Source organism: Azospirillum sp. (genome assembly GCF_035628975.1).
GTDB lineage: Bacteria > Pseudomonadota > Alphaproteobacteria > Azospirillales > Azospirillaceae > Azospirillum.
The window spans coordinates 55,649-78,858 of record NZ_DASPIS010000115.1; the positions used below are offsets into that span (position 1 = coordinate 55,649).

Sequence of the window (23,210 nt, forward strand, 5' to 3'; positions counted from 1 at the left end):
ACATGCGCGCCCTCCCCCTCTCGATCGGCACCATCCACTTCGTCGGCATCGGCGGCATCGGCATGAGCGGCATCGCCGAGGTTCTGCGGAACCTGGGCTATACCGTCCAGGGCTCCGACCTGGCCGAGAACGCCAACGTCAAGCGCCTGCGCGAACTGGGCATCAAGGTGTTCGTCGGCCATCGCGGCGAGAACATCGCCGGCGCCGCCGTGGTCGTCGTCTCCTCCGCCGTCAAGCGCGACAATCCGGAAGTGGTCGCCGCCCGCGCGGCCCTGGTACCGGTGGTCCGCCGCGCCGAGATGCTGGGCGAGCTGATGCGCCTGAAATGGGCCATCGCCATCGGCGGCACCCATGGCAAGACCACGACCACCTCGATGGTCGGCCACATGCTGGAGCACGCCAACCTCGACCCGACCGTCATCAACGGCGGCATCATCAACGCCTACGGCTCCAACACCCGGCTCGGCACCGGCGACTGGATGGTGGTGGAGGCGGACGAGAGCGACGGCACCTTCGTGAAGCTGCCGGCCTGCATTGCGGTCGTCACCAACATGGATCCGGAGCATCTGGACTTCTACGGCACCTTCGACAACGCGCGGGCCGCCTTCGACAGCTTCGTCCAGAACATTCCCTTCTACGGTTTCGCCGCACTCTGCATCGACCATCCCGAGGTGCAGGCGATGATCCCCCGCGTGTCGGACCGCCGCATCGTCACCTACGGCTTCTCGCCGCAGGCCGACATCCGCGCGGTGAACGTGGAGCTGGGTCCCGACGGCGCCAAGTACGACGTGCTGATCTACGACCGCCACAGCGGCGAGAGCCGCGCCATCGCCGGCGTGCGCCTGCCGATGTACGGGCCGCACAACGTCCAGAACTCGCTGGCCTGCTTCGCGGTGGGCAACGAGATGGGCCTGCCCGACGTGGTGATGCGCGACAGCATGGCCAAGTTCCAGGGCGTGAAGCGCCGCTTCACCAAGACCGGCGAAGCCAACGGCATCACCGTCATCGACGATTACGGCCACCACCCGGTGGAGATCGCCGCGGTGCTGAAGGCCGCGCGCACCGCCGGCACCGGCCGCACCATCGCCGTGGTCCAGCCCCACCGCTATTCCCGCCTCGCCGCCCTGTTCGAGGAGTTCTGCACCTGCTTCAACGACGCCGACGCCGTGATCGTCGCCGACGTCTATGCCGCCGGTGAGGCGCCGATCGAGGGCGTCAGCCGCGACAGCTTGGTGGAGGGCCTGCGCATGCACGGCCACCGCCACGTCGTCGCCCTGCACAACCAGCAGGAGCTGGCGCAGGTGGTGCGCGAGATGGCCAAGCCCGGCGACTTCGTCGTCTGCCTCGGCGCCGGCAACATCACCCAGTGGGCGAATGCCCTGCCGGGCGAGCTGTCGGCCCTCTACGGCGCTACCCGATGACGGCGGCGCCGCGCATGAGCCTCCCTGACGGCCATCTGATCCAACGGATGCCCGCGGTGCGCGGCCGGCTGACCGCCGACGCCCCGCTGGCGCCGGTGACGTGGTTCCGCGTCGGCGGCCCGGCCGAGGTGATGTTCCGCCCGGCCGATGCCGACGACCTCGCCGACTTCCTGGCGGCCCTGCCGGCCGAGGTGCCGGTGACGGTGATCGGCGTCGCCTCCAACCTGCTGGTGCGGGACGGCGGCGTGCCGGGCGTCACCATCCGGCTCGGCCGCGGCTTCACCGACATCTCGGCTGATGGCATGACGCTGACCGCCGGTGCTGCGGCGCTCGACCTCAACGTCGCCATGGTCGCCCGCGACGCCGGCATCGCCGGGCTGGAGTTCCTGTCGGGCATCCCCGGCACCATCGGCGGCGCGTTGCGCATGAACGGCGGCGCCTATGGCCGCGAGCTGGCCGACGTGCTGGTCAGCGCCACCGCCGTGGCGCGCGACGGCCGGATGCTGGAGTTCAGCCATGCCGGCATGGGCTTCACCTACCGCCACAGCGCGGCGCCCGAGGACTGCATCTTCACCGGCGCCGTGCTGCGCGGCGAACCCGGCAACCCGCTGGAGATCGCCCGCCGCATGGCCGAGATTTCCGACAAGCGCGCCGACAGCCAGCCCGTCCGCTCGCGCACCGGCGGCTCGACCTTCAAGAATCCTGAAGGCCACAAGGCGTGGGAGCTGATCGACAAGGCCGGCTGCCGCGGCCTGTCCATCGGCGACGCCCAGGTATCGGAAAAGCACTGCAACTTCCTGATCAACAACGGCACGGCCACCGCCGCCCAGCTTGAATCGCTGGGCGAGGAGGTCCGCCGCCGCGTGTTCGAGACCAGCGGCGTGACGCTGGAGTGGGAAATCAAGCGCATCGGCGTGGAGCTTTCCCCTTCTCCCCCCCGGGGAGAAGGTCGGGATGAGGGGGTTCGGCGCCAGCCGAACGCTCCGGCCGGCGGTTCCCCCTCACCCCAACCCTCTCCCCGGGGGGGAGAGGGGGAGACGGCCGACGGAGGCCACGCATGACCGAAGCCCTGCTCCACGCCCACAAGAAGCATGTCGCCGTCCTGATGGGCGGCTGGTCGGCCGAGCGCGAGGTGTCGCTGGTCAGCGGCGCCGGCGTCGCCAAGGCGCTGGAAGAGGAAGGCTACCGCGTCACCGCCATCGACGTGCAGCGCGACCTGGGCGGGCTGATGCACGCCCTGACCAACCCGCGCCCCGACGTGGTGTTCAACGCCCTGCACGGCCGCGGCGGCGAGGACGGGACGATCCAGGGCGTGCTGGAGTTCCTCGGCCTGCCCTACACCCATTCCGGCGTCCAGGCCGCGGCCATCGCCATGGACAAGGCGATGACCAAGCGGGTGCTGGATACTGTCGGCATCCGCTCCCCCAAAGGAATGGTGCTCTCCCGTGGCGAGATCACCGGCGGTACCCACCCCATGCCGGCGCCCTATATCGTCAAGCCTGTGGACGAAGGCTCGACCGTTGGCGTAACCCTGGTCCGCGAGGGGCAGAACAGCCCGGTCGGCGACGATAGCTTCTTCGGGGGGACCTTTGGGGAGCGCGTGCTGGTCGAGGAGTTCATCCCCGGTCGCGAGCTGACCGTGGGCGTCATGGGTGACCGCGCTTTGGCGGTGACCGAGATCGTCTTCCAGGCTCAGGTCTACGACTACACCGCGAAATACAGCGCCGGCCATGCCGTCCACACCATCCCCGCCGCGATCCCAGAGGCCGTGGCGGAGGAGGCGAAGCGGCTGGCGGTGCTGGCGCACCACACCCTGGGCTGCCGGGGTGTCTCGCGCAGCGACTTCCGCTGGGATGACGGCCGGCCGGGAACCGACGGGCTGTACTTCCTGGAGATCAACAACCAGCCGGGCATGACGCCCCTGTCGCTGGTGCCCGAACAGGCGGCGCATGTGGGAATTTCCTACGGCGCGCTGGTCGGCTGGCTGGTGGAGAATGCCGCATGTCAGCTCGCCTGATGGCCGACCCGGACTTCCGCGCCGCAGCCGCCGGCGCGCGCGCCCGGGACGAGATGCCGACCCCGCCGCGCGCCATGGCCGCGTCGGCGCAGAAAGGCAAGCGCCGCCGCGCTTGGCCGCGCTGGACCCGTTCGGCCGTCAAGGCGGCGCTGATCCTGGTGCCGGTGCTGGGGCTGACCGCCGCCGCCGGCTCCACCTGGAAACGCGGCACCCTGGCCGACACGCTGGAGGCGGCGCGGGAAAGCGTCATCCAGACCACCGGCGACCTGGGCTTCCGCCTGTCGGAGATCCTGGTGGTCGGCCGCAGCGAGACGGAACGCGACGCCGTGCTCGACGCGCTGGGCGTGCGCCGGGGCGAGCCGATCCTGTCCATCGACCTCGCCGAGGCCAAGCAGCGGCTGGAAGAGCTTCCCTGGGTGTCGTCGGCCTCCATCGAGCGCCGGCTGCCCGGTTTCCTCTACATCCGCCTGTCGGAACGCCAGCCGATGGCGATCTGGCAGCATGAGCGGCAGTTCACCGTCATCGACCGTGCCGGCCGTCCGCTGGCCGACGCGGCGGAACTGGCCCGCCGCGGCAACCAGCGCATCGACACGCTGCCCCAGGTGATCGGCGCCAACGCCCCGCAGCAGGTCCACACCCTGCTGTCGGCGCTGGACAGCGCCCCCACCATCGCCCCGATGCTGTCCTCGGCCAGCTGGATCAGCGACCGGCGCTGGAACCTGCAGCTCAGCAACGGCGTGACGGTGAAGCTGCCCGAAGGCACCGCGGAGATGCGCCGCGCCCTTCTGCAGCTGGAGCAGATGCATACGGCCAGCCATGTGCTGGACCGCGACATCGTCGCCATCGACCTGCGGCTGCCCGGCCGCGCCGCGATCCAGACCTCCGCCACCGCCCAGCTTCCTGGCTGGGAGGATGAGTCGAAGAAGAAGAACGGCAAGAAATCGTAGGACGGACCGGCGGCGGGCCTTTTCGGGGACGCCCGACGCCGGCAGACAGGGGTAGAGGGGAAGTTTGGGGGGCATGTTCGGGATGGGATTCAACGGCGCCAAGAAGCCGAAGCGGCCGGCCCGTGGCGGAATCGTCACGGCACTGGACGTCGGCTCGACGAAGGTGTGCTGCGTCATCGCGCGGATGGAGGAGCCCGGCTCCCTCCGCGTGATCGGCGTCGGCCACCAGATCGCCACGGGCATCCGCGCCGGGACCATCATCGACATGGAGGCGGCGGAAACCTCGATCGGTGCCGCCGTGCATGCCGCCGAACAAATGGCCGGCGAGACGGTGCACGACGTGGTGGTCAACCTGTCGATGGGCCAGCCGCGCTCCCATGCCTTCACCGCCACGGTCCCCGTATCCGGCCAGGAGGTGACGGAGGGCGACATCCGCCGCGCCATGGCCCATGCCCGCACCCTGCAGGCCGGCCCCGATCAGGCGCTGATCCACACCATTCCGCTGGGCTTCAGCCTGGATGGCAGCCGCGGCATCCGCGATCCCAAGGGGATGAGCGGTCATTCGCTTGGCGCCCAGCTGCATGTCGTCACCGCCGCGGCCGGCGCCATCCGCACGCTGCACGCCTGCATCGCCCGCTGCCACCTGAACATCGAATCCATCGTGGTCAGCCCCTTCGCCTCCGGCCTCGCCTGTCTGGTGGAGGACGAGATGGAGATGGGCGCGGCCTGCGTCGACATCGGCGGCGGCGGCACCACAATCTCGATCTTCGCCGAAGGCAACCTGGTGTGGACCGGCTTCGTGCCTCTGGGCGGACGCCACGTCACCAACGACATCGCCCATGGGCTGACCACGCCGCTGGTCCATGCCGAACGGCTGAAGGTGCTCTACGGCAGCGCCCGGGTGAACCCGGCCGACGAGCGCGAGATGATCGAGGTCCCGCAGATCGGCGAGGACGAGCGCAGCGGCAGCGGCACCGCCAGCCACCCGCGCTCCTTCCTGGTCAGCATCATCCAGGCGCGGATGGAAGAGATCTTCGAAGAGGTGCGCAGCGCCATCGAGCAGTCGGGCCATTCCCGGCTGGTCGGCCGGCGCGTCGTGCTGACCGGCGGCGCCAGCCAGCTGCCCAACACGCGCGACATGGCCGCCCCCATCCTGGACAAGCAGGTCCGCATCGCCCGCCCGACCCGGATCGCCGGCCTCAACGAGGCGCATGGCGGACCGGCCTTCTCGACGGTCGCGGGCCTTCTCCTACACGCCGTCCGCAATCCGACGGAGCTGATGGTGACCGGCCACGAGGCGGTCGCGTCCACCGGGCTCATCGGTCGCGTCGGCCTGTGGCTGCGGGAGAATCTCTAGATGACTCTCCCCGCCGCCATCCACCGATTCCCGAACGGACAGACACCGGACACAACCGGGCGCCGGTCGCGGCATATCAAACATCAAACCCAACGAAAACAGGTTGTGGAGGCCTGAACAGCATGATCAACGTGACCATTCCCCAGATCGAGCCCGAACTGAAGCCGCGCATCACCGTGTTCGGCGTCGGCGGCGCCGGCGGCAACGCCGTCAACAACATGATCAAGTCGAACCTGGAAGGCGTGGACTTCGTCGTCGGCAACACCGACGCGCAGGCGCTGAAGGGTTCGCTGTGCGAAAAGCGCATCCAGCTGGGCACCGGCACCACCCGCGGCCTGGGCGCCGGCTCCAAACCGGATGTCGGCCGCGCCTCGGCCGAGGAGCAGATCGACGAGATCGTCCAGTATCTCGAAGGCTCCAACATGGTGTTCATCACCGCCGGCATGGGCGGCGGCACCGGCACCGGTGCGGCCCCGGTCATCGCGCGCGCGGCCCGCGAGCGCGGCATCCTGACCGTCGGCGTCGTCACCAAGCCCTTCCATTTCGAGGGCGGTCACCGCATGCGGCTGGCCGAGGGCGGCATCGCCGAGCTGCAGCAGTATGTCGACACCCTGATCATCATCCCGAACCAGAACCTGTTCCGCATCGCCAACGAGAAGACGACCTTCGCGGACGCCTTCAAGATGGCCGACGACGTTCTGCATTCGGGTGTGCGCGGCGTCACCGACCTGATGGTGATGCCCGGCCTGATCAACCTGGATTTCGCCGACATCCGGTCCGTCATGACCGAGATGGGCAAGGCGATGATGGGCACCGGCGAGGCCGGCGGCGAGCGCCGCGCCATCGAGGCCGCCGAGGCCGCCATCTCCAACCCGCTGCTGGACGACGTGTCGATGAAGGGTGCCCGCGGCGTCCTCATCAACATCACCGGCGGCTACGACATGACCCTGTTCGAGGTCGACGAGGCGGCCAACCGCGTCCGTGACGAGGTCGACCCCGACGCCAACATCATCTTCGGCTCGACCTTCGACAGCTCGCTGGACGGCGTGATGCGCGTGTCGGTCGTCGCCACCGGCATCGATGCCGCGGCGATGAGCAACCCGCGCACCCTGCATCCGGTCAACCTGTCGCTGGTCGGCGACCGCGCCAAGAAGCCGGCTGCTCCCGGCAACCTGACCGGCGCCCCTGCCGCCCCGGCCGGCGCCCCCGGTTCGCCCATCCCCAGCGCCGCCATCGGCCTGCGCACCCCGCAGCCGGTGACCGCCGGCGCCGCCGCGATCCAGCATGACCCGGCGCAGCAGCACGCCCAGCATGAGGCGCCGAAGCCGGCCGCCGGTCCGCTGCACGGCGAGAACCAGGGCGGCCATTTCTTCGCGCCGAAGCCGGCCGATGCCGGTCCGCGCCAGCCGGTGACCGTCGGCGCCGCTCCGCTGTCCGCTCCCCAGCAGCAGCCGCAGCAGCCCGCCGCCCACCAGCAGGCCCCGCAGGTCCACCAGCAGCCGCAGCAGCCCCAGCCGCAGCAGCCGGTCTCCCACCAGCAGGCTCCGCAGGCCCACCAGCATCACCATCACGCCGCCCCGCAGGCCCACCAGCCGCATCCGGGCGGCCTGTCGGTCGGTCCGGCCCCGGCGCCGGCACCCGCGCCGGAACCGGCGCCGGCCCGCAAGGGCAATTTCCTGTTCGGTCTGGTGACCGGCCTCGGCCGCAAGTCGGAACCGGCGCACCCGCCGGCCCCGCAGCCCGCGCCGCAGGCCTATCAGCCGCAGCCGGCCCCGCAGCAGTACCAGCCGGCCCCTCACCCGCAGCAGGGCTATCCGCAGCAGCAGCCGGCCTATCCGCAGCAGCCGCAGGCGCCCCAGGCCTATCAGCCGGCCTCGTCCTACCCGACCGCTCCGCAGCAGGCGCCGGTCTATCCGCAGCAGCAGTCGGCTCCGCAGCAGGCCCCGCAGGCGCCCAGCTATCCGGCCGCTCCGCAGCAGATGGCTCCCGCCCCGCGCGCCGATGCCAAGCCGGGTGAGCAGGAGGAACTGGACATTCCGGCCTTCCTGCGCCGTCAGGCGAACTGAGCACCCACCGTTCCGGACCGCCGCGGCCTTTTCCGCGGCGGTCGGCCGATCCCGGCGAAAGCCGGAGATAACCGCCGTCGCCGCACCCTGCTAATCGCGGCGCCGGCGGCTCCACAACCTGACCGAACCTCTCGGACCCCGGGACGCCTCCGTGCGTTTCCGGGGATTTTTTGTTGCGCCGCCATTGTGCGTATACCCGATTGCTTGCAATTCGCACCTCTTTTGCCCTGCAACAAACGGTAACAATGAGTGATTTGCCGATTTCCGAGCCCCGGTGTTACCTATCAGCATGGTCGAAAGCGAAAGCCGCCGACGCGATGATCTTCCAAGATCATCCGGCGCGGCATCGCCAGGAACCTCCCCTTCATGACCAAGATGGAAAAGACATCGTGGCCAACAATCGCAGCAACGCGGACGGCATGTTCCAGCAGACCCTGAAGAAGTCGGTGACGATCGCCGGCGTCGGTCTGCATTCGGGCGTCATCGTCACGCTGACGATTTCCCCGGCCGATGCGAATTCCGGGATCACCTTCCATCGCACCGACCTGCGTGGTGCCGCCGCCGTCATTCCGGCGCGGTGGGACACGGTGGTCGACACCCGTCTGTGCACCGTGATCGGTAACGAACATGGCACCACCGTCGGCACGATCGAGCATCTGATGTCCGCGCTGGCCGGCTGCGGCATCGACAATGCCGTCGTTTCGCTGGACGGTATCGAGGTGCCGATCATGGACGGCAGCGCCGCCCCCTTCGTCGCCGCCATCGAACAGGCCGGCATCGCCGTGCAGAAGGCCCCGCGCCGCGTCATCCGTATCCTGAAGCCGGTCGTCATCGGCGACGGCGTGAAGAGCGCGTCCTTCACCCCCGACGTCGCGACCACCTACAGCTTCGAGATCGACTTCGACAGCGCCGCCATTTCCCGTCAGGCGCATGCGCTGGAGATCGACACGGACAGCTTCAAGGACGAGATCAGCCGCGCCCGCACCTTCGGCTTCCTGCACGAGGTGGAGGGGCTGCGCAAGATGGGCCTCGCCCGCGGCGGCTCGCTGGACAACGCGGTGGTCATCTCCGGCGACACGGTGATGAACGCCGAAGGCCTGCGCTTCACCGACGAGTTCGTGCGCCACAAGATCCTGGACGCCGTCGGCGACCTGTATCTGGCCGGCGCGCCCATCGTCGGGCATTTCCACGGCGTGCGCTCCGGCCATGCCCTGAACAACCAGCTGCTGCGTGCCCTGTTCGCCGACCGCAGCGCTTGGCGCTACGAGACGGCGGTGTCGCTGCCGGTCGCGCGCCGCGGCCTGGAGCAGCTGGCGGTCGCCTGACCACAGCCTGTTTCCGATTGGACCGGTTTTCGATTGGGTTTGCCCCTGCCCTCCCCCACCGGGGAGGGCTTTTTCTTTGCGCGCACTCCCCTCCCCTGCCGTCGGCGAGAGTCGTACGAAAGAAAAAGCGCCCTCCCCTCCTGGGTTGGGCGCTCGCTGCATTATCGTGGGCGCTTGTGCTTTTCTGAATTATTTCAGTATTTTAGGTAATTTTCTTCAGATACCGCTTGGAGAGCCCTTGCGTCAAGCCCCTCTCCCCTTGCGGGGCGGGATCGGCCAAACGCCAACGGCGTTTTGCCGACCCGCGGGTTGGGGTGAGGGGACGCAATTTGATGTTCCCAATGGCCTGCGTCCATTACACCCCTCATCCCGCCCCGCAAGGGGAGAAGGGCTACTGGCATGCAATGGTCCCGACCAGATAGAAAGCTCTTCTCCCCTACCCCGCGACCGCCAGTTCCGCTTCGCTGCCGGCATATTCGCCGAAGCGGGTATCTTCCTTCAGGATATGCTTGCCGAGCCAGTCGGAGCAGAACAGGAACACCTCCTCGCCACTGATGCCGCCGCCGTTGGCGCGGAAGTCATCGCGGTAGCTTTCGACCTGCCGGGTCAGAGTGTCATGCAGAGCCTTGTGTGCGGCGAAGGTCGGGTAGTTCAGGCGCTGCATCTGCGCTTCTTCCTCCGCGAAATGGTGGCGGGTATAGGCGATCAGTTCGTCCAGGATCGCTTCGATCAGGGCGGGGTCCTGGCGGTTGGCCTCGTCATACAGCTTGTTGACGATGGCGATCAGGACGCGGTGATCCTCGTCCAGAGCGTCATTGCCGACGCTCATCCAGCGCGACCACTGAATTGGCTCCATGGCGTTTCCTTCGTCCCCCTTCGTTGGGTGCCGGGCAGGCGGATGCGGGCGTTGACCGCCCGTCGATCCCGCCCTGATCCAGGGTCGGGCCACCTGCTTGGCATCGTTTCACTTCCGACTATAAGCGTTGTCTGATCTCACTCCCCCTGTCTCCGTCCGTCAATCCGAGCGAACGGAGATGCGACATTTTGGCTAAGGCCGGCATCCGGTCAGCCGCCGATCTTGGCCAGCCATTCATCCTCGGTCAGGATCTCGATGCCCAGCTCCTTGGCCTTGGCGGCCTTGCTGCCGGCATCGGCCCCGGCGACCAGATAGTCGGTCTTGCCGGAGACCGAACCGGCGACCTTGGCGCCCAGCGATTCGGCCCGCGCCTTGGCCTCCGACCGGGTCATCCGCTCCAGCGTACCGGTAAAGACCACCGTCTTGCCTGCGACTGGGGAGTTGCTGGCTTTCGGCGCTTCGGCCACCAGCACGGTCAGCCGCTCCATCAGGCCGCGGACGATGACGAGGTTGCGCTCCTCCGCGAAGAAGCCGGCCAGTTCCTCCGCCGCGACCTCGCCGACATCGGGGGTGGCGACCAGGTCGAGCCAGGGCTGCCCCGGCAGCTGCCCGGTGGCCCGCTCCATCGCCGCCCGCCAGTCGGCCAGCGTGCCATACCGCTCGGCCAGCGCCTGGGACGCCGGCTTCTTCACGCCCTTGATGCCGAGCGAGGCAATGACGGTCTCCAGCCGCAGTGCGTCGTTGCCGGCATAGAAGTCCAGCTTCGCTCCACAGTCCGGATCGGCGAACCAGCCGAGGATGGCATCGGCGGTCGCCCGCCCCACCCCCTTCAGCTCATGCAGGTCGCGCCATTCCTGCCCCGGCATGGCCTGCTCCGCCGCCAGCATGCCGGCGACCCAGCCCTCCATCGTCTTGTACTGGCGGGCCAGCGACTTGGCCGTCACCTCGCCGACATGGCGGATGCCGAGCGCGTAGATCACCCGGTGCAGGTCGATGCCGCTGCGGCGCTGCTCGATCGCCTTGAACAGGTTCTGGACCGATTTCTCCTTCCAGCCCGGACGGCCGATCAGTTCGACGCGACCTTCAAGGGTGAAGATATCGACCGGCGACTTGATGAAGCCCTCGTCCCAGAACTCCTCGATGATCTTCTCGCCCAGCCCTTCGATGTCGAAGGCGTCGCGGGAGACGAAGTGGCGCAGCCGCTCCTTCGCCTGGGCGGCGCAGATCAGGCCGCCGGTGCAGCGGCGTACCACCTCACCCGCCTCGCGGATGGCGAGGCTGCCGCAGACCGGGCAGGTCTCCGGCGCGACATAGGGCACGGAGTCGGCCGGGCGCTGGGACAGCACCACCTCCACCACCTGCGGGATGACGTCGCCGGCACGCTGGACGACCACGAGATCGCCGACGCGGATGTCCTTGCGGGCGATCTCGTCCTCGTTGTGCAGGGTGGCGCGGCTGACCACGACGCCGCCGACGGTGATGTCCTCCAGTTCGGCGACGGGGGTCAGCGCGCCGGTGCGGCCGACCTGGATGGTGATCGCCTTCAGCCGCGTCTGCGCCTGCTCCGCCGGGAACTTATGGGCGATGGCCCAGCGCGGCGCCCTGCTGACGAAGCCCAGCCGCTGCTGAAGCTCCAGGCTGTCGACCTTGTAGACGACGCCGTCGATGTCGAAGGGAAGGCCAGCGCGCCGCCGGCCGATGCCCTCGTAATAGGACAGCAGCTTGTCCTTGCCGTCGCAGAGCTCCGCCGGTCGGTTCAACTGGAAGCCCCAGCCCTTCAACCGCTCGCGGATGCCCCATTGAGTCTCGGCGATCGGCTCCGACACCTCGCCCAGCGCATAGCCGAAGAAGCAGAGCGGCCGGGCGGCAGTGATCGACGGGTCGAGCTGGCGCAGGCTGCCGGCCGCCGCGTTGCGCGGGTTGGCGAACAACTGCTCGCCCTTTTCCGCGCGGGCTGCGTTCATCGCCAGGAAGTCGTCGCGATTCATGTAGACCTCGCCGCGGACCTCCAGCACATCGGGGAAGGGAGCCGGCAGGCGGTGCGGCACGTCGCGGATGGTGCGGACATTGGCGGTGACGTTCTCGCCCTCCGCCCCGTCGCCGCGGGTGGCGGCCAGCACCAACTCACCACGCTCGTAACGCAGGGAGCAGGACAGGCCGTCGATCTTCGGCTCCGCCACGAAGGTCAGCGGCGCCTTGTCGGACAGGCCGAGGAAGCGGCGGACGCGGACGTCGAATTCCGCCACATCCTCGGGCGCGAAGGCGTTGCCCAGCGACAGCATCGGAATGGCATGGCGCACCTTGCCGAACCCGGCCGCCGGAGCGGCGCCGACGCGCAGGCTGGGCGAATCGGCGCGGCGCAGCTCGGGGAAGCGCGCCTCGATGGCGAGGTTGCGGCGGACCAGCGCGTCATACTCGGCGTCGGAGATCTCCGGCTGGTCCTGCTGGTGATAGAGCCGGTCATGATGGGCGATCTCGGCGGCGAGCGCCGCAAGTTCCGCCGCCGCCTGATCCGGCGTCAGCGCCTCGACATCGATGCTGCGGGGATTGGGCGGCGTGTCGAACAAGTCCTGCATGGCGCGTCTCGTGACGAATCGGGGGCCTCCCACGGAGGCTTCCGGGTAGGGCGGCGCAGGATAGCGCCTGGGGAGCCGTTTCGGGAGTCTTCAGGACCGGGACCGTGCAGTCGGATTTCGGCATCGGGGCGACGGCCGGCCGGAGTGCCTATATACTGATGGGCACATCTTTTTGGAGTCCGCCTGCCTGATGAGCAAAGCCCATCTCCCGGACCTGCGCATCGACGACCGCATGATCGTCGCCGCCGCTCTGGACCGCATCCTCTACGACGATCCCGACCATTTCGCGGCGGAGGACGCGCGCGCCGTCCGCCGCCTGATCCCATATGGCCGCTCCGGCTGGCTGCGGCTGGGATTCCGTGCCGAGACCCAGGGGCCTTCGATGAAGGGCGAGGCCGCCGGGGTCGGAGACGTGAGGATGGAAGGCGACAAGAAGGTGGTGGAGGGCAGCGTCGGCGAGTCGACGGCTTGGCGCTGCGGCCAATACAAGATCACCAACCATGGCGGCGACCTCGAAATCTGGCAGGTGATGAGCGACGAGTATGCGCCGGAGCCGAAGGGCGCCCGGCTGGAGTTCGATGCGCATGGCGAGCCGGAACGACTGACATTCTTCCAGCCGCGGGACATCGAACTGAGGATTCCCTTCACCAGCCTCGCCGTCGGCGTGCGGCTAGGCGGGTGGCAGTTCTGGAAGCAGGTGGCGGAGGGGGTGTGAAGGTGGAGTGAAACTCTGCTTTGAATGCCCCCTCCCCATCCCTCCCCCGCTTCGCGGGAGAGGGGGCATGAGGCTTGCGGAAGTCAGGCAAAGCAGCAGCGGAGTTCCCTCTCCCGCGAAGCGGGGGAGGGTTAGGGAGGGGGCATTCGTCAGCCGACGCCTACCCCCAAAACCGCACCTCACCCCTGCCGGTAGTTCGGCGACTCGTTGGTGATGGTGATGTCGTGGACGTGGCTTTCGCGCAGGCCGGCGTTGGTGATGCGGACGAACTGGCACTTCTCGCGCATCTCGGCGATGGAGGCGCTGCCGGTGTAGCCCATGGCCGCGCGCAGGCCGCCGACCAGCTGGTGGATGACCGCCGACACCGGGCCCTTGTAGGGGACGCGGCCCTCGACGCCTTCCGGCACCAGCTTCATGGTCGAAACCTCCTGCTGGAAGTAACGGTCCGCCGAGCCGCGCGCCATGGCGCCGACCGAGCCCATGCCGCGATAGCTCTTGTAGGAACGGCCCTGGAACAGGATGACCTCGCCCGGGCTCTCGTCGGTGCCGGCGAACAGGCTGCCCAGCATGGCGACGCTGGCGCCACCGGCGATGGCCTTGGCCAGATCGCCCGAATACTTGATGCCGCCGTCGGCGATCACGGGAATGCCGTGCTTCTCGCACTCGTCCACCACATCCATGACCGCGGTCAGCTGCGGTACGCCGACGCCGGCGATGATGCGGGTGGTGCAGATGGAGCCGGGGCCGATGCCGACCTTGACTGCGTCAGCGCCGGCATCGATCAGCGCCTTGGCCGCTTCGGCGGTGGCGACGTTGCCGGCGATCACCTGGGTGTAGCTGGACATGGCGCGGGCGGCCCGGACCTGCTCCAGCACCTTGGCCGAGTGGCCGTGCGCGGTATCGACCACCAGCACGTCGACACCGGCGTCGAACAGGGCCTCGGCGCGGGCCAAGCCGTCGTTGCCGGTGCCGGTGGCGGCGGCGACGCGCAGGCGGCCCTTGCTGTCCTTGCAGGCGTTCGGATAGGCCTGGGCCTTCTCGATGTCCTTGACGGTGACGAGGCCGATGCAGCGGTAATCCTCGTCGACGACCAGAAGCTTCTCGATCCGGTGCTGGTGGAGCAGGCGCTTGCCTTCCTCCTGGCTGACGCCCTCGCGGACGGTCACCAGCTCCTTGGTCATCAGTTCGCTGACCGGCTGGTTGGGATCGGTGGCGAAGCGGACGTCGCGGTTGGTCAGCATGCCGACCAGCTTGCCGCTGCCGAGCTGGTCGCGGCTCTCCACCACCGGGATGCCGGAGATGCGGTAGTCGGCCATCAGTTGCAGCGCGTCGGCCAGCGTGGCGTTCGGCGTGATGGTGATCGGGTTGACGACCATGCCCGATTCGAACCGCTTGACCTTGCGGACTTCCTCGGCCTGCTGCTCGATGGTCAGGTTGCGGTGGACGACGCCGATGCCGCCGGCCTGGGCCATGGCGATGGCAAGGCGGCTCTCGGTCACCGTGTCCATCGCCGAGGACATCAGGGGGATGCCCAGCTCGATGGTCTTCGTCAATCTTGTCCGGGTGTCCACGTCGTTCGGCAGGACCGAGCTTTCGGCCGGAACCAGCAGCACGTCGTCGAAGGTCAGGGCTTCGCGGATTTTGGTGTCGCGCGCCATGTGTGAATCTCCCGGAAGATAAACGTGGCGCACTTATACACAAGACCATGGGCTTGTGAACCCGTGCGCACACAGCATCTGTTATGCAAGTGCGAAAATCAGCGCACTTCGTCGTTCGCGCTGCCGCCGCGGAAGCCGGTGGCGACCACATAGGTCTCCGACGATTCCGCACGGCTGGCCGGCGGCTTGGCATGCTTGACCTGGGCAAAGTCGCGCCGCAGCCGGTCGAGCAGCGAGCGTTCTGCCCCGCCCTGAAACAGCTTGGCGACGAAGGCGCCGCCGGGGGCCAGCACCTCCTCCGCGAAATCATAGGCGGCTTCGGCCAGCCCCATGATGCGGAGGTGGTCGGTCTGCTGGTGGCCGGTGGTCGGGGCGGCCATGTCGCTCAACACCACGTCGGCCGGGCCGCCCAGCGCGTCCTTCAGCGCCTCTGCAGCCCCCTCCTCAAGGAAGTCGGCCTGCATGGTGGTGGCGCCGGGGACCGGGTCCATGGGGAGGATATCCAGCCCGACGACCTTCCAGCCGTCCTTGGCGGTCTGCACCTTCTCCACCGCGATCTGCGTCCAGCCGCCGGGAGCCGCACCCAGATCGACCACGCGCTTGCCGGGGCCGAGCAGCCGGAACTTCTCGTCCAACTGCAGCAGCTTGAACGCGGCGCGCGAGCGATAGCCGCGCTTGGTCGCCTCGGCCACATAGGGGTCGTTCAGGTGGCGCTCCAGCCAGCGCTTGGAGGATTCCGTGCGCTTGCCGGCGGTCTTCACACGGACCGTGGCACGGCGCCCGCCCGGGCGCGTCGACGGAGTCTTTTCGGTCATGATCGCTGCAGTTCCTCGGTCATCCGGCGCAGGCGGGGAGCCTTTTCCCCTGCCCGGCCCATACAAATTCCGGCCGCTCGCCGGCCAAATCCGGTCACTCGCCGGCGGCCCCCATCAGGTCCACCAGAATCCCTTCGCGCAAGCCGCGGTCGGCGATGCGCAGCCGTTCCACCGGCCAGACGTCGCACAGCGCGTCCAGAACGGCGCAGCCGGCGACCACCAGATCGGCGCGGTCCTGCCCGATGCAGGGATGCCGGGCGCGGCCGTCGAAATCCTGGGAGACCAGATGGTCGATCACCGTGCGGGCATGGTCCACGCGCAGATAGCTGCCGTCCACCGCCCGCCGGTCGTAGCGGCAGAGCCCCAGATGCACGCCCGCCAGCGTCGTCACCGTGCCGGAGGTGCCCAGCATCTGCACCTTGCCGGCGGCGATGCGGTCCTGGATGCGGTTGCGCGCCTCGAACGGGGCGATGGCGTCGGCCACCGCCTCCACCATCTGGTCGTAGTTGACGCGGGTGACGTTGGGGCCGCCATATTCCTCGGTCAGTCCGATCACGCCGCAGCGGATGGAGGTCTGGTCCAGCAGGCGCGGCACCCGCCCCTTCTCCACCGCCAGCCACATCAACTCGGTGGAGCCGCCGCCGATGTCGAACACGATGGCATAGGGATGCGTCGGCTCCAGCAGGGCGGCGCAGCCCGCGAGCGCCAGCCGCCCTTCCTCCTGGCTGGAGATGATCTCCAGCGCAATGCCGGTCTCGCGCTCCACCGCCTCGACAAAAGCGGTGCCGTTGGCGGCGCGGCGGCAGGCCTCCGTCCCCACGGCGCGCACGGCGGTGACCCCGCGCCGTTCGATCTTGGAACCGCAGACCCGCAGAGCCGCGATGGTGCGCTCCATCGCCGGTTCCGACAGATGGTCGTTGCGGCTCAGCCCCTCGCCCAGCCGGACGATGCGGGAAAAGGCATCGATGACGCGGAAACCGCCGGGTGCGGATTTGGCGATCAGCAGCCGGCAATTGTTGGTGCCGAGGTCCAGCGCGGCGAAGACCGGGCGCACCAGCGCCGACGAACGCAACCGTCCGGTGTCGTTCTGCCGTTCGCTTTGCACCTGTAGATCCACGTACCGTCCCCGCTGCGCCTAAAGAGCGGAGTGTAACCCGGATCGCAGTCCGGCGGGAACCCCTCTCGACCCCTATCCCGCCGACCCGGCCCCGCAGGGCACCCCTGCGCCGGTTACTGGGCTTTGACGCCGGGGCAGGCGCTGGTTTCCAGCGGCAGGAAGGCTTCGGCCGCCGGGATGCTGCGGATCTGTTTGTAATAGTCCCACGGCGCCTTGCTCTCCGCCGGGGTCTTCACCTGGTACAGGTCAAGGTCGTACAGCACGCGGCCGTCCTTGCGGATGCTGCCGGGGGTGCCGAAATAATCGGTCGGCATCGCCTTCATCGCGGCGGTGACCGCCTCGGCGTCGGTGGTTCCCGCCGCCTTGACGCCCTTCAGCCAGTGCAGGGTGGCGAGGTAGGTGTTGGCCTGCTCCTTGGTCGGCATCTTGCCGTGGCGCTCGAAGAAGCGCTTGGCCCAGGCCCGCGTCCGGTCGTTCTTGTCCCAATAGAAGCCGCTGGTGACATACAGCCCCTTGGCGAGGTCGAGACCCAGCGAGTGGATGTCGGTGATGAACACAATGTAGCCGACCAGCCGCTGGCCGGACTCGGTCAGCCCGAACTCGCCGGCCTGCTTGATGGTGCCGATGGTCTCCGCGCCGACATTGGCGAGCGCCACCACCTTGGCGCCGCTGCCCTGGGCGCTGAGCAGGTAGGATCCGAAATCGCTGGTGCCCATCGGGTGGCGCACGCCGCCGACCACCGTGCCGCCGGCCTGTTTTATCGCCTCGGTCGCGGCCTTTTCCATCGCCGTGCCGAAGGCGAAGTCGGCGGTGATGAAGTACCAGCTGGTGCCGCCCGACTGCACAACCGCCTTGGTCGTGCCGACCGCCAGCGATGCCGTGTCGTCCGCCCAATGGATGCTGTAGGGCGAGCATTGGGCGTTGGTCAGTTCGGTCGTCGTCGCGGCGCTGATCATCAGCACCTTCTTCTTCTCGCGCGCCACCGCCTGCACCGCCAGCGCCACGGAGGAAACCGGGATATCCGTCACCATGTCGACGCCGTCGACGTCGAACCAACTGCGCACGATGTTGGACGCCACGTCAGGCTTGTTCTGCATGTCGGCGGACAGCACCTCCACCGGCCGGCCGAGCACGGAACCGCCGAAATCCTCCACCGCCATCCGGGTGGCGAGCACGGCCCCCTTGCCGCCGATGTCGGACGCGAAGCCCGCCTCGTCCGCCAGCACGCCGATGCGCACCGGCTTCGCGGTCTGAGCCAGAGCGGGAAACGCCGCAGCGGACAACACCGCAGCGGACAACGCCGTCGTGGCAAGCAGCGCCGCCAGTGCGAAAGGCCTCAGCAACCGACCCATGCAATCCTCCCCATCCTTGGTCTTGCGTGACGGGTGCGCACCGGCCTGCGACGTCCCGCCGCACCGTCAGTCCCCGTGGATAGCGGGATTTGGTTTCATGTGCAAACAGTATCGTTTGAAACGTATTGCTGGAGAACTCTCGGCAAAACAAAAGCCCTCGCTCCGAGGTGGAGCGAGGGCTTTCGCAGCGGGCATCTACGGCCCGGATGAAGTCGCCAATCAGGCGAAAGAATTCGGAACTGAAACCTCAGTTATATCGGCCGAGAAGTTCGGCATAAACAGGTAAGCGCCGGTGGAGTCATGATCTTACTCACCCTCCCTGGTATCGGTCTCTACTGTTCCGCCCAAGCTATCCGCTTGGGTGGTAAGGCGTTTCCGATGCTCGCTCACTTCACCTCGGTGTTGATTACTGTAAGACGAAGCCTGCTCCCCTTTCCGGGGGCTGTCAAGAAAATCGCACATTGCGCCGCAGCACCATCCGGGGAACATCGGTCGGCAGTCTCCGATCGGGGGAGGGCTGGCCTTTTGCCAGGGGCGCACCCACCTTGTGGGCATGCCGGAACACGATGAGAACACATGGGGCGGACGGGTCGCGCGATATGCGCGGGTCGGCACCGCCGTTGGCGGGCTGGCCGCGCGCTTGGCGGGCGAGCGCGTGCTGGGAATCCGCGTGGAACGCGAACGCCACGCGGCGGAACTGCGAGCCGCACTCGGCGGGCTGAAAGGGCCGTTGATGAAGGTGGCGCAGATCCTGTCCACCATCCCCGACGCCCTGCCGAAGGAGTACACCCAGGAGCTGGCGCAGCTTCAGGCCGACGCGCCGTCGATGGGCTGGCCCTTCGTCAAGCGGCGGATGGCGAGCGAGCTTGGCCCCAACTGGCAGTCGCGGTTCCAGAGCTTCGAGCACACGGCCGCCGCCGCCGCGTCGCTGGGTCAGGTCCACAAGGCCATCGGCCCCGATGGGCGGGAGCTTGCCTGCAAGCTGCAATATCCCGACATGGCCTCGGCGGTGGAGGCCGATTTGCGGCAGCTGGGCCTGATCTTCACGATCTTCGAGCGCACCGACAGCGCCATCTCCACCCGCCAGATCCAGAAGGAAATCGGCGCCCGCCTGCGCGAGGAACTGGATTACGAGCGGGAGGCCAAGCACGCGCGCCTCTACCAGTCGATGCTGGCCGGCACACAGGGCGTCCATGTGCCGGACGTGGTGCCGGAGCTGTCGACCAAGCGGCTGCTGACCATGGGCTGGGTGCATGGCCGCAAGATCCTGGACTTCGTCGCCGAGCATCCCGAGGCGCGCGACGAACTGGCGATGAACATGTTCCGCGCCTGGTACGTGCCCTTCTACAATTACGGCGTCATCCACGGCGACCCGCATCTGGGCAACTACACGGTCCGGCCGGACCGGTCGATCAACCTGCTCGATTTCGGCTGCATCCGCGTCTTCAAGCCCAGCTTCGTCAAGGGCGTGATCGACCTCTACAACGCGTTGCGCACCGAGAACCGCGAACAGGCGGTGGAAGCCTATCGCACCTGGGGCTTCGTCAACCCGTCGAACGAGCTGGTCGACGTGCTGAACATCTGGGCGCGCTTCGTCTACGCCCCGATCATGGAAGACCGCCAACGCAAGATCGAGGAGACCAACGGCGGCCATTACGGTCGGGAGACGGCGGGCAAGGTCCATGCCGAGCTTCGCCGCGTCGGCGGCGTCGAGATCCCGCGCGAGTTCGTCTTCATGGACCGCGCCGCGGTCGGGCTGGGTTCGGTCTTCCTGCATCTGAAGGCGGAGCTGAACTGGTACCAGATGTTCCAGGGGCTGATCCGCGACTTCGACGTCGATGTGCTGACGGCACGGCAGAGCGCGGCGCTCGCGGCGCAGGGGCTGCCGCAGGCGGAGTGAGGGGCGGCGGGTTCCTTGCGGAGTGAGACCCCCACCTAACCTCCCCCACTGGGTGGGGGAGGGACTGCCGCCGCTCTCCCAAACAAGTACTCACCCCCTCCCCCGCCCAGCGGGGGAGGGTTGGGGTGGGGGTCTAACGTCGCAGGAAACCTACCCCCAAACCCTTCCCATCCGCCCACCGTTCAGTCTATAGCTTGCCCCTCCCATGAAGACCGCCGATTTCGACTTCGACCTGCCGCCCGACCGGATCGCCGAGCATCCCGTCCGGCCGCGTGACGCCGCCCGCCTGCTGGAGGTCGGCCCGACCCTGCGCGACTTCATCGTGCGGGACCTGCCGACGCTGCTGCAGCCGGGCGACCTGATGGTCGTCAACGACACGCGCGTCATCCCCGCCCGGCTCGACGGCCGGCGCGGCGAGGTCGCGGTGGAGATCACGCTGCACAAGCGGCTGGGCGAGCGGGAATGGGCGACCTTCTCCAAGCCCGGCAAGCGGCTGAAGCCCGGCGACACCATCGTCATTGCGGATGATTTCAGTGCCGAGGTGATCGCCAAGGACGGCATGGAGGTGCGGCTGCGCTTCTCCGCCGGCGGGGCGGAGCTGATGGAGGCGCTGCACCGCCATGGCCGGATGCCGCTGCCGCCCTACATCCGCCGCAAGGCGGACGAGGGCGACAACGCCGATTACCAGACCGTCTTCGCCGCGCGCGAGGGCGCCGTCGCCGCTCCCACGGCCGGGCTGCATTTCACGCCCGAGCTGCTGGCGGCGCTGGACGAACGCGGGGTGCGACGGGTGCCGGTCACTCTGCACGTCGGTGCCGGCACCTTCCTGCCGGTGAAGGTCGACGACATCGCCGACCACAAGATGCACAGCGAGTGGGGCGAGATCTCGCCGGAGACCGCTGCAGCGGTGAACGAGACGCGCAAGGCCGGCGGCCGAATCGTCTCGGTCGGCACCACCGCGCTGCGCATCCTGGAGACGGCGGGGCGGGAGGACGGGACGCTGGCCCCCTTCAGCGGCGACACCGACATCTTCATCACCCCCGGCTACCGTTTCCGCATCGTCGATCTGCTGTGGACGAACTTCCACCTGCCGAAATCGACGCTGTTCATGCTGGTCTGCGCCTTCGCCGGCTACGACCGCATGCGGGCGGCCTATGGGCACGCCATCGACACCAACTATCGCTTCTTCAGCTACGGCGACGCCTCGCTGCTGCACAGGACGGACCCATCATGACCGGCATCGGCTTTGACCTTCTGGCGACCGACGGGCGGGCGCGGCGCGGCCGCGTGACCACCGCCCACGGCACCATCGAGACGCCGGCCTTCATGCCGGTCGGCACCGCCGCGACGGTGAAGGCGATGACCACCGACGCGGTGGCCTCGACCGGCGCGGAAATCCTGCTGGGCAACACCTACCACCTGATGCTGCGCCCGACGGCGGAGCGGGTGGCGCAGTTGGGCGGCCTGCACCGCTTCATGAACTGGGACAAGCCGATCCTGACCGACAGCGGCGGCTTCCAGGTGATGAGCCTGTCCGACCTGCGCACCATGTCGGAGGAAGGCGTCACCTTCAAATCGCATCTGGACGGCAGCCGCCATCACCTGACGCCGGAACGCTCCATCCAGATCCAGCACATGCTGGACAGCAACATCACCATGTGCCTGGACGAATGCACGCCCTTCCCGGCCACGGAAGCGCAGGCGGAATCCTCCATGCGGCTGTCGATGCGCTGGGCGCGGCGCAGCAAGGACGCCTTCGTCGAGCGCCCCGGCTACGGTCTGTTCGGCATCGTCCAGGGCGGCATCTACCCGGAGCAGCGGGCGGAGAGCGTCGCCGCCCTGACCGACATCGGCTTCGACGGCTACGCCATCGGCGGGCTGGCGGTCGGCGAGGGTCAGGAGACGATGTTCCGCGTGCTGGACTTCACCGAGCCGCTGATGGTCAAGGACCGGCCGCGCTACCTGATGGGCGTCGGCCGGCCGAGCGACCTGATCGGCGCGGTGCGGCGCGGCGTCGACATGTTCGACTGCGTGATGCCGACCCGCTCGGGCCGCACCGGTCAGGCCTTCGTCCGCCGCGGCACCATCAACATCCGCAATGCCCGCCATGCCCATGACGAGCGCCCGCTCGACGCCGAATGCAACTGTCCCGCTTGCCGCAGCTACAGCCGGGGCTATCTGCATCATCTGTTCAAGGCGGACGAGATGCTGGGGCCGATGCTGCTGACCTGGCACAACCTGCATTACTACCAGGACGTGATGCGGACGATGCGGCAGGCCATCGCCGACGGCAATTTCGAAGAGGTCGCCAGCGCCATGGAAGCCCGCCTGAACGAGGGCGACATCGAGGCGACCGTCGATCCCATCGCCAAGCCCGGCAAGCCGCCGAAACAGGGCCGCCCGCCCAAAGCCGAGCGGGTGGCGGAGGAAAAGACCGATGACTGAGAACATCTATGCCGGCCTGACCCAGCTCGGCGGCTCCACCGTTCAGCCCAAGACTCCTGAAGAGGCGGTGCTGGAGCGGGTGCCGAACCCGAACCCCGGCGATCCCTACTGCGTGCGCTTCACCGCGCCGGAGTTCACCTCGCTCTGCCCGATCACCGGCCAGCCGGACTTCGCGCATCTGATGATCGACTATGTGCCGGGCGACTGGCTGGTCGAATCGAAGTCGCTGAAGCTGTTCCTGACCAGCTTCCGCAACCACGGCGCCTTCCACGAGGCCTGCACGGTCGGCATCGGCAAGCGGCTGGTGGACGAGCTGTCGCCGGTGTGGCTGCGCATCGGCGGCTATTGGTATCCGCGCGGCGGCATGCCGATCGACGTCTTCTATCAGTCCGCGCCGCCGCCCGCAGGCCTCTGGCTGCCCGATCAAGGGGTGGCGCCCTATCGCGGCCGCGGATAAAGTCGGGCGAAGCGTAACTTTGTAAACGGGGAGAACGGGCGATGGCCCAGCTTGAATTCGCGTTGTGGGACGGTGTCGGCGGCTATTCGGGCCGCGGCGAGGTCATGGCCGATGTCTACGACGAGCACATCCGCCTCGCCCGCGAGCTCGACGAGCAGGGCTGGCACTACTACTACGTGATCGAGC

At 68.2% G+C, this 23,210-nt stretch carries 17 protein-coding genes and 1 pseudogene; 12 read left to right on the forward strand and 6 right to left on the reverse strand.

Features of this window, described 5'->3' with window-relative positions:
• The first annotated feature begins 2 nt into the window (after positions 1–2).
• The 7 genes and pseudogenes from murC to lpxC all read left to right on the forward strand — a co-directional run bounded on the left by murC (position 3) and on the right by lpxC (position 9,133).
• On the forward strand, positions 3–1,421 hold the full coding sequence (gene murC, locus VD964_RS24830) for a UDP-N-acetylmuramate--L-alanine ligase (RefSeq protein WP_324871161.1): 1,419 nt from the start codon (positions 3–5) through the stop codon (positions 1,419–1,421).
• 14 nt (positions 1,422–1,435) lie between these two features.
• A pseudogene (gene murB, locus VD964_RS24835) lies at positions 1,436–2,344 on the forward strand (UDP-N-acetylmuramate dehydrogenase); the annotation flags it as partial.
• 134 nt (positions 2,345–2,478) lie between these two features.
• Complete coding sequence (locus tag VD964_RS24840) at positions 2,479–3,438, forward strand: D-alanine--D-alanine ligase (protein WP_324871162.1); 960 nt, start codon at positions 2,479–2,481, stop codon at positions 3,436–3,438.
• Entirely contained in the window at positions 3,423–4,385 is a 963-nt protein-coding gene (locus tag VD964_RS24845; RefSeq protein WP_324871163.1) for a cell division protein FtsQ/DivIB, read from the forward strand. Before VD964_RS24840 ends, VD964_RS24845 begins: the two co-directional genes overlap by 16 nt.
• Positions 4,386–4,467: 82 nt before the next feature.
• A complete protein-coding gene (gene ftsA, locus VD964_RS24850; RefSeq protein WP_324871178.1) occupies positions 4,468–5,742 on the forward strand; it encodes a cell division protein FtsA in 1,275 nt (424 codons plus the stop codon).
• A gap of 122 nt (positions 5,743–5,864) precedes the next feature.
• Positions 5,865–7,808, forward strand: coding sequence for a cell division protein FtsZ (ftsZ, locus tag VD964_RS24855; protein ID WP_324871164.1), 1,944 nt, complete (start codon positions 5,865–5,867; stop codon positions 7,806–7,808).
• A 389-nt stretch (positions 7,809–8,197) separates the two neighbouring features.
• Positions 8,198–9,133, forward strand: coding sequence for a UDP-3-O-acyl-N-acetylglucosamine deacetylase (gene lpxC / locus VD964_RS24860; RefSeq protein WP_324871165.1), 936 nt, complete (start codon positions 8,198–8,200; stop codon positions 9,131–9,133).
• Between the two features lie 436 nt (positions 9,134–9,569).
• On the opposite strand, the gene VD964_RS24865 is transcribed toward lpxC, so the two are convergent.
• Together VD964_RS24865 and ligA are read right to left on the reverse strand one after the other, a co-directional pair.
• Positions 9,570–9,989 (reverse strand): bacteriohemerythrin, encoded by a 420-nt coding sequence (locus tag VD964_RS24865; protein ID WP_324871166.1) that lies wholly within the window; start codon positions 9,987–9,989, stop codon positions 9,570–9,572.
• A 209-nt stretch (positions 9,990–10,198) separates the two neighbouring features.
• Complete coding sequence (gene ligA / locus VD964_RS24870; protein ID WP_324871167.1) at positions 10,199–12,565, reverse strand: NAD-dependent DNA ligase LigA; 2,367 nt, start codon at positions 12,563–12,565, stop codon at positions 10,199–10,201.
• A 190-nt stretch (positions 12,566–12,755) separates the two neighbouring features.
• On the opposite strand from ligA, the gene VD964_RS24875 reads away from it, so the two are divergent.
• Entirely contained in the window at positions 12,756–13,280 is a 525-nt protein-coding gene (locus VD964_RS24875) for a hypothetical protein (RefSeq protein ID WP_324871168.1), read from the forward strand.
• A gap of 179 nt (positions 13,281–13,459) precedes the next feature.
• Here the strand turns inward: VD964_RS24875 and guaB are convergent, their stop codons facing one another.
• The 4 genes from guaB to VD964_RS24895 form a co-directional block, all read right to left on the reverse strand.
• Positions 13,460–14,938 carry an IMP dehydrogenase gene (gene guaB / locus VD964_RS24880; protein ID WP_324871169.1) on the reverse strand — a complete coding sequence of 493 codons (1,479 nt, stop codon included), beginning with the start codon at positions 14,936–14,938 and terminating at the stop codon, positions 13,460–13,462.
• Between the two features lie 98 nt (positions 14,939–15,036).
• Complete coding sequence (locus VD964_RS24885; protein WP_324871170.1) at positions 15,037–15,753, reverse strand: RlmE family RNA methyltransferase; 717 nt, start codon at positions 15,751–15,753, stop codon at positions 15,037–15,039.
• 94 nt (positions 15,754–15,847) lie between these two features.
• Positions 15,848–16,858 carry a Ppx/GppA phosphatase family protein gene (locus tag VD964_RS24890; RefSeq protein ID WP_324871171.1) on the reverse strand — a complete coding sequence of 337 codons (1,011 nt, stop codon included), beginning with the start codon at positions 16,856–16,858 and terminating at the stop codon, positions 15,848–15,850.
• A 125-nt stretch (positions 16,859–16,983) separates the two neighbouring features.
• Positions 16,984–18,222 (reverse strand): ABC transporter substrate-binding protein, encoded by a 1,239-nt coding sequence (locus VD964_RS24895; RefSeq protein WP_324871172.1) that lies wholly within the window; start codon positions 18,220–18,222, stop codon positions 16,984–16,986.
• 553 nt (positions 18,223–18,775) lie between these two features.
• Between VD964_RS24895 and VD964_RS24900 the strand changes: the two genes are divergently transcribed.
• The 4 genes from VD964_RS24900 (at position 18,776) to queF (ending at position 23,024) form a co-directional block, all read left to right on the forward strand.
• The gene (locus tag VD964_RS24900; RefSeq protein ID WP_324871173.1) at positions 18,776–20,122 is read left to right on the forward strand and encodes an ABC1 kinase family protein; all 1,347 of its coding nucleotides are present in this window, start codon (positions 18,776–18,778) and stop codon (positions 20,120–20,122) included.
• 205 nt (positions 20,123–20,327) lie between these two features.
• A complete protein-coding gene (gene queA, locus VD964_RS24905; protein WP_324871174.1) occupies positions 20,328–21,356 on the forward strand; it encodes a tRNA preQ1(34) S-adenosylmethionine ribosyltransferase-isomerase QueA in 1,029 nt (342 codons plus the stop codon).
• Positions 21,353–22,567 carry a tRNA guanosine(34) transglycosylase Tgt gene (tgt, locus tag VD964_RS24910; protein WP_324871175.1) on the forward strand — a complete coding sequence of 405 codons (1,215 nt, stop codon included), beginning with the start codon at positions 21,353–21,355 and terminating at the stop codon, positions 22,565–22,567. Before queA ends, tgt begins: the two co-directional genes overlap by 4 nt.
• Positions 22,560–23,024, forward strand: coding sequence for a preQ(1) synthase (gene queF / locus VD964_RS24915; RefSeq protein WP_324871176.1), 465 nt, complete (start codon positions 22,560–22,562; stop codon positions 23,022–23,024). Before tgt ends, queF begins: the two co-directional genes overlap by 8 nt.
• Positions 23,025–23,210: the final 186 nt, after the last annotated feature.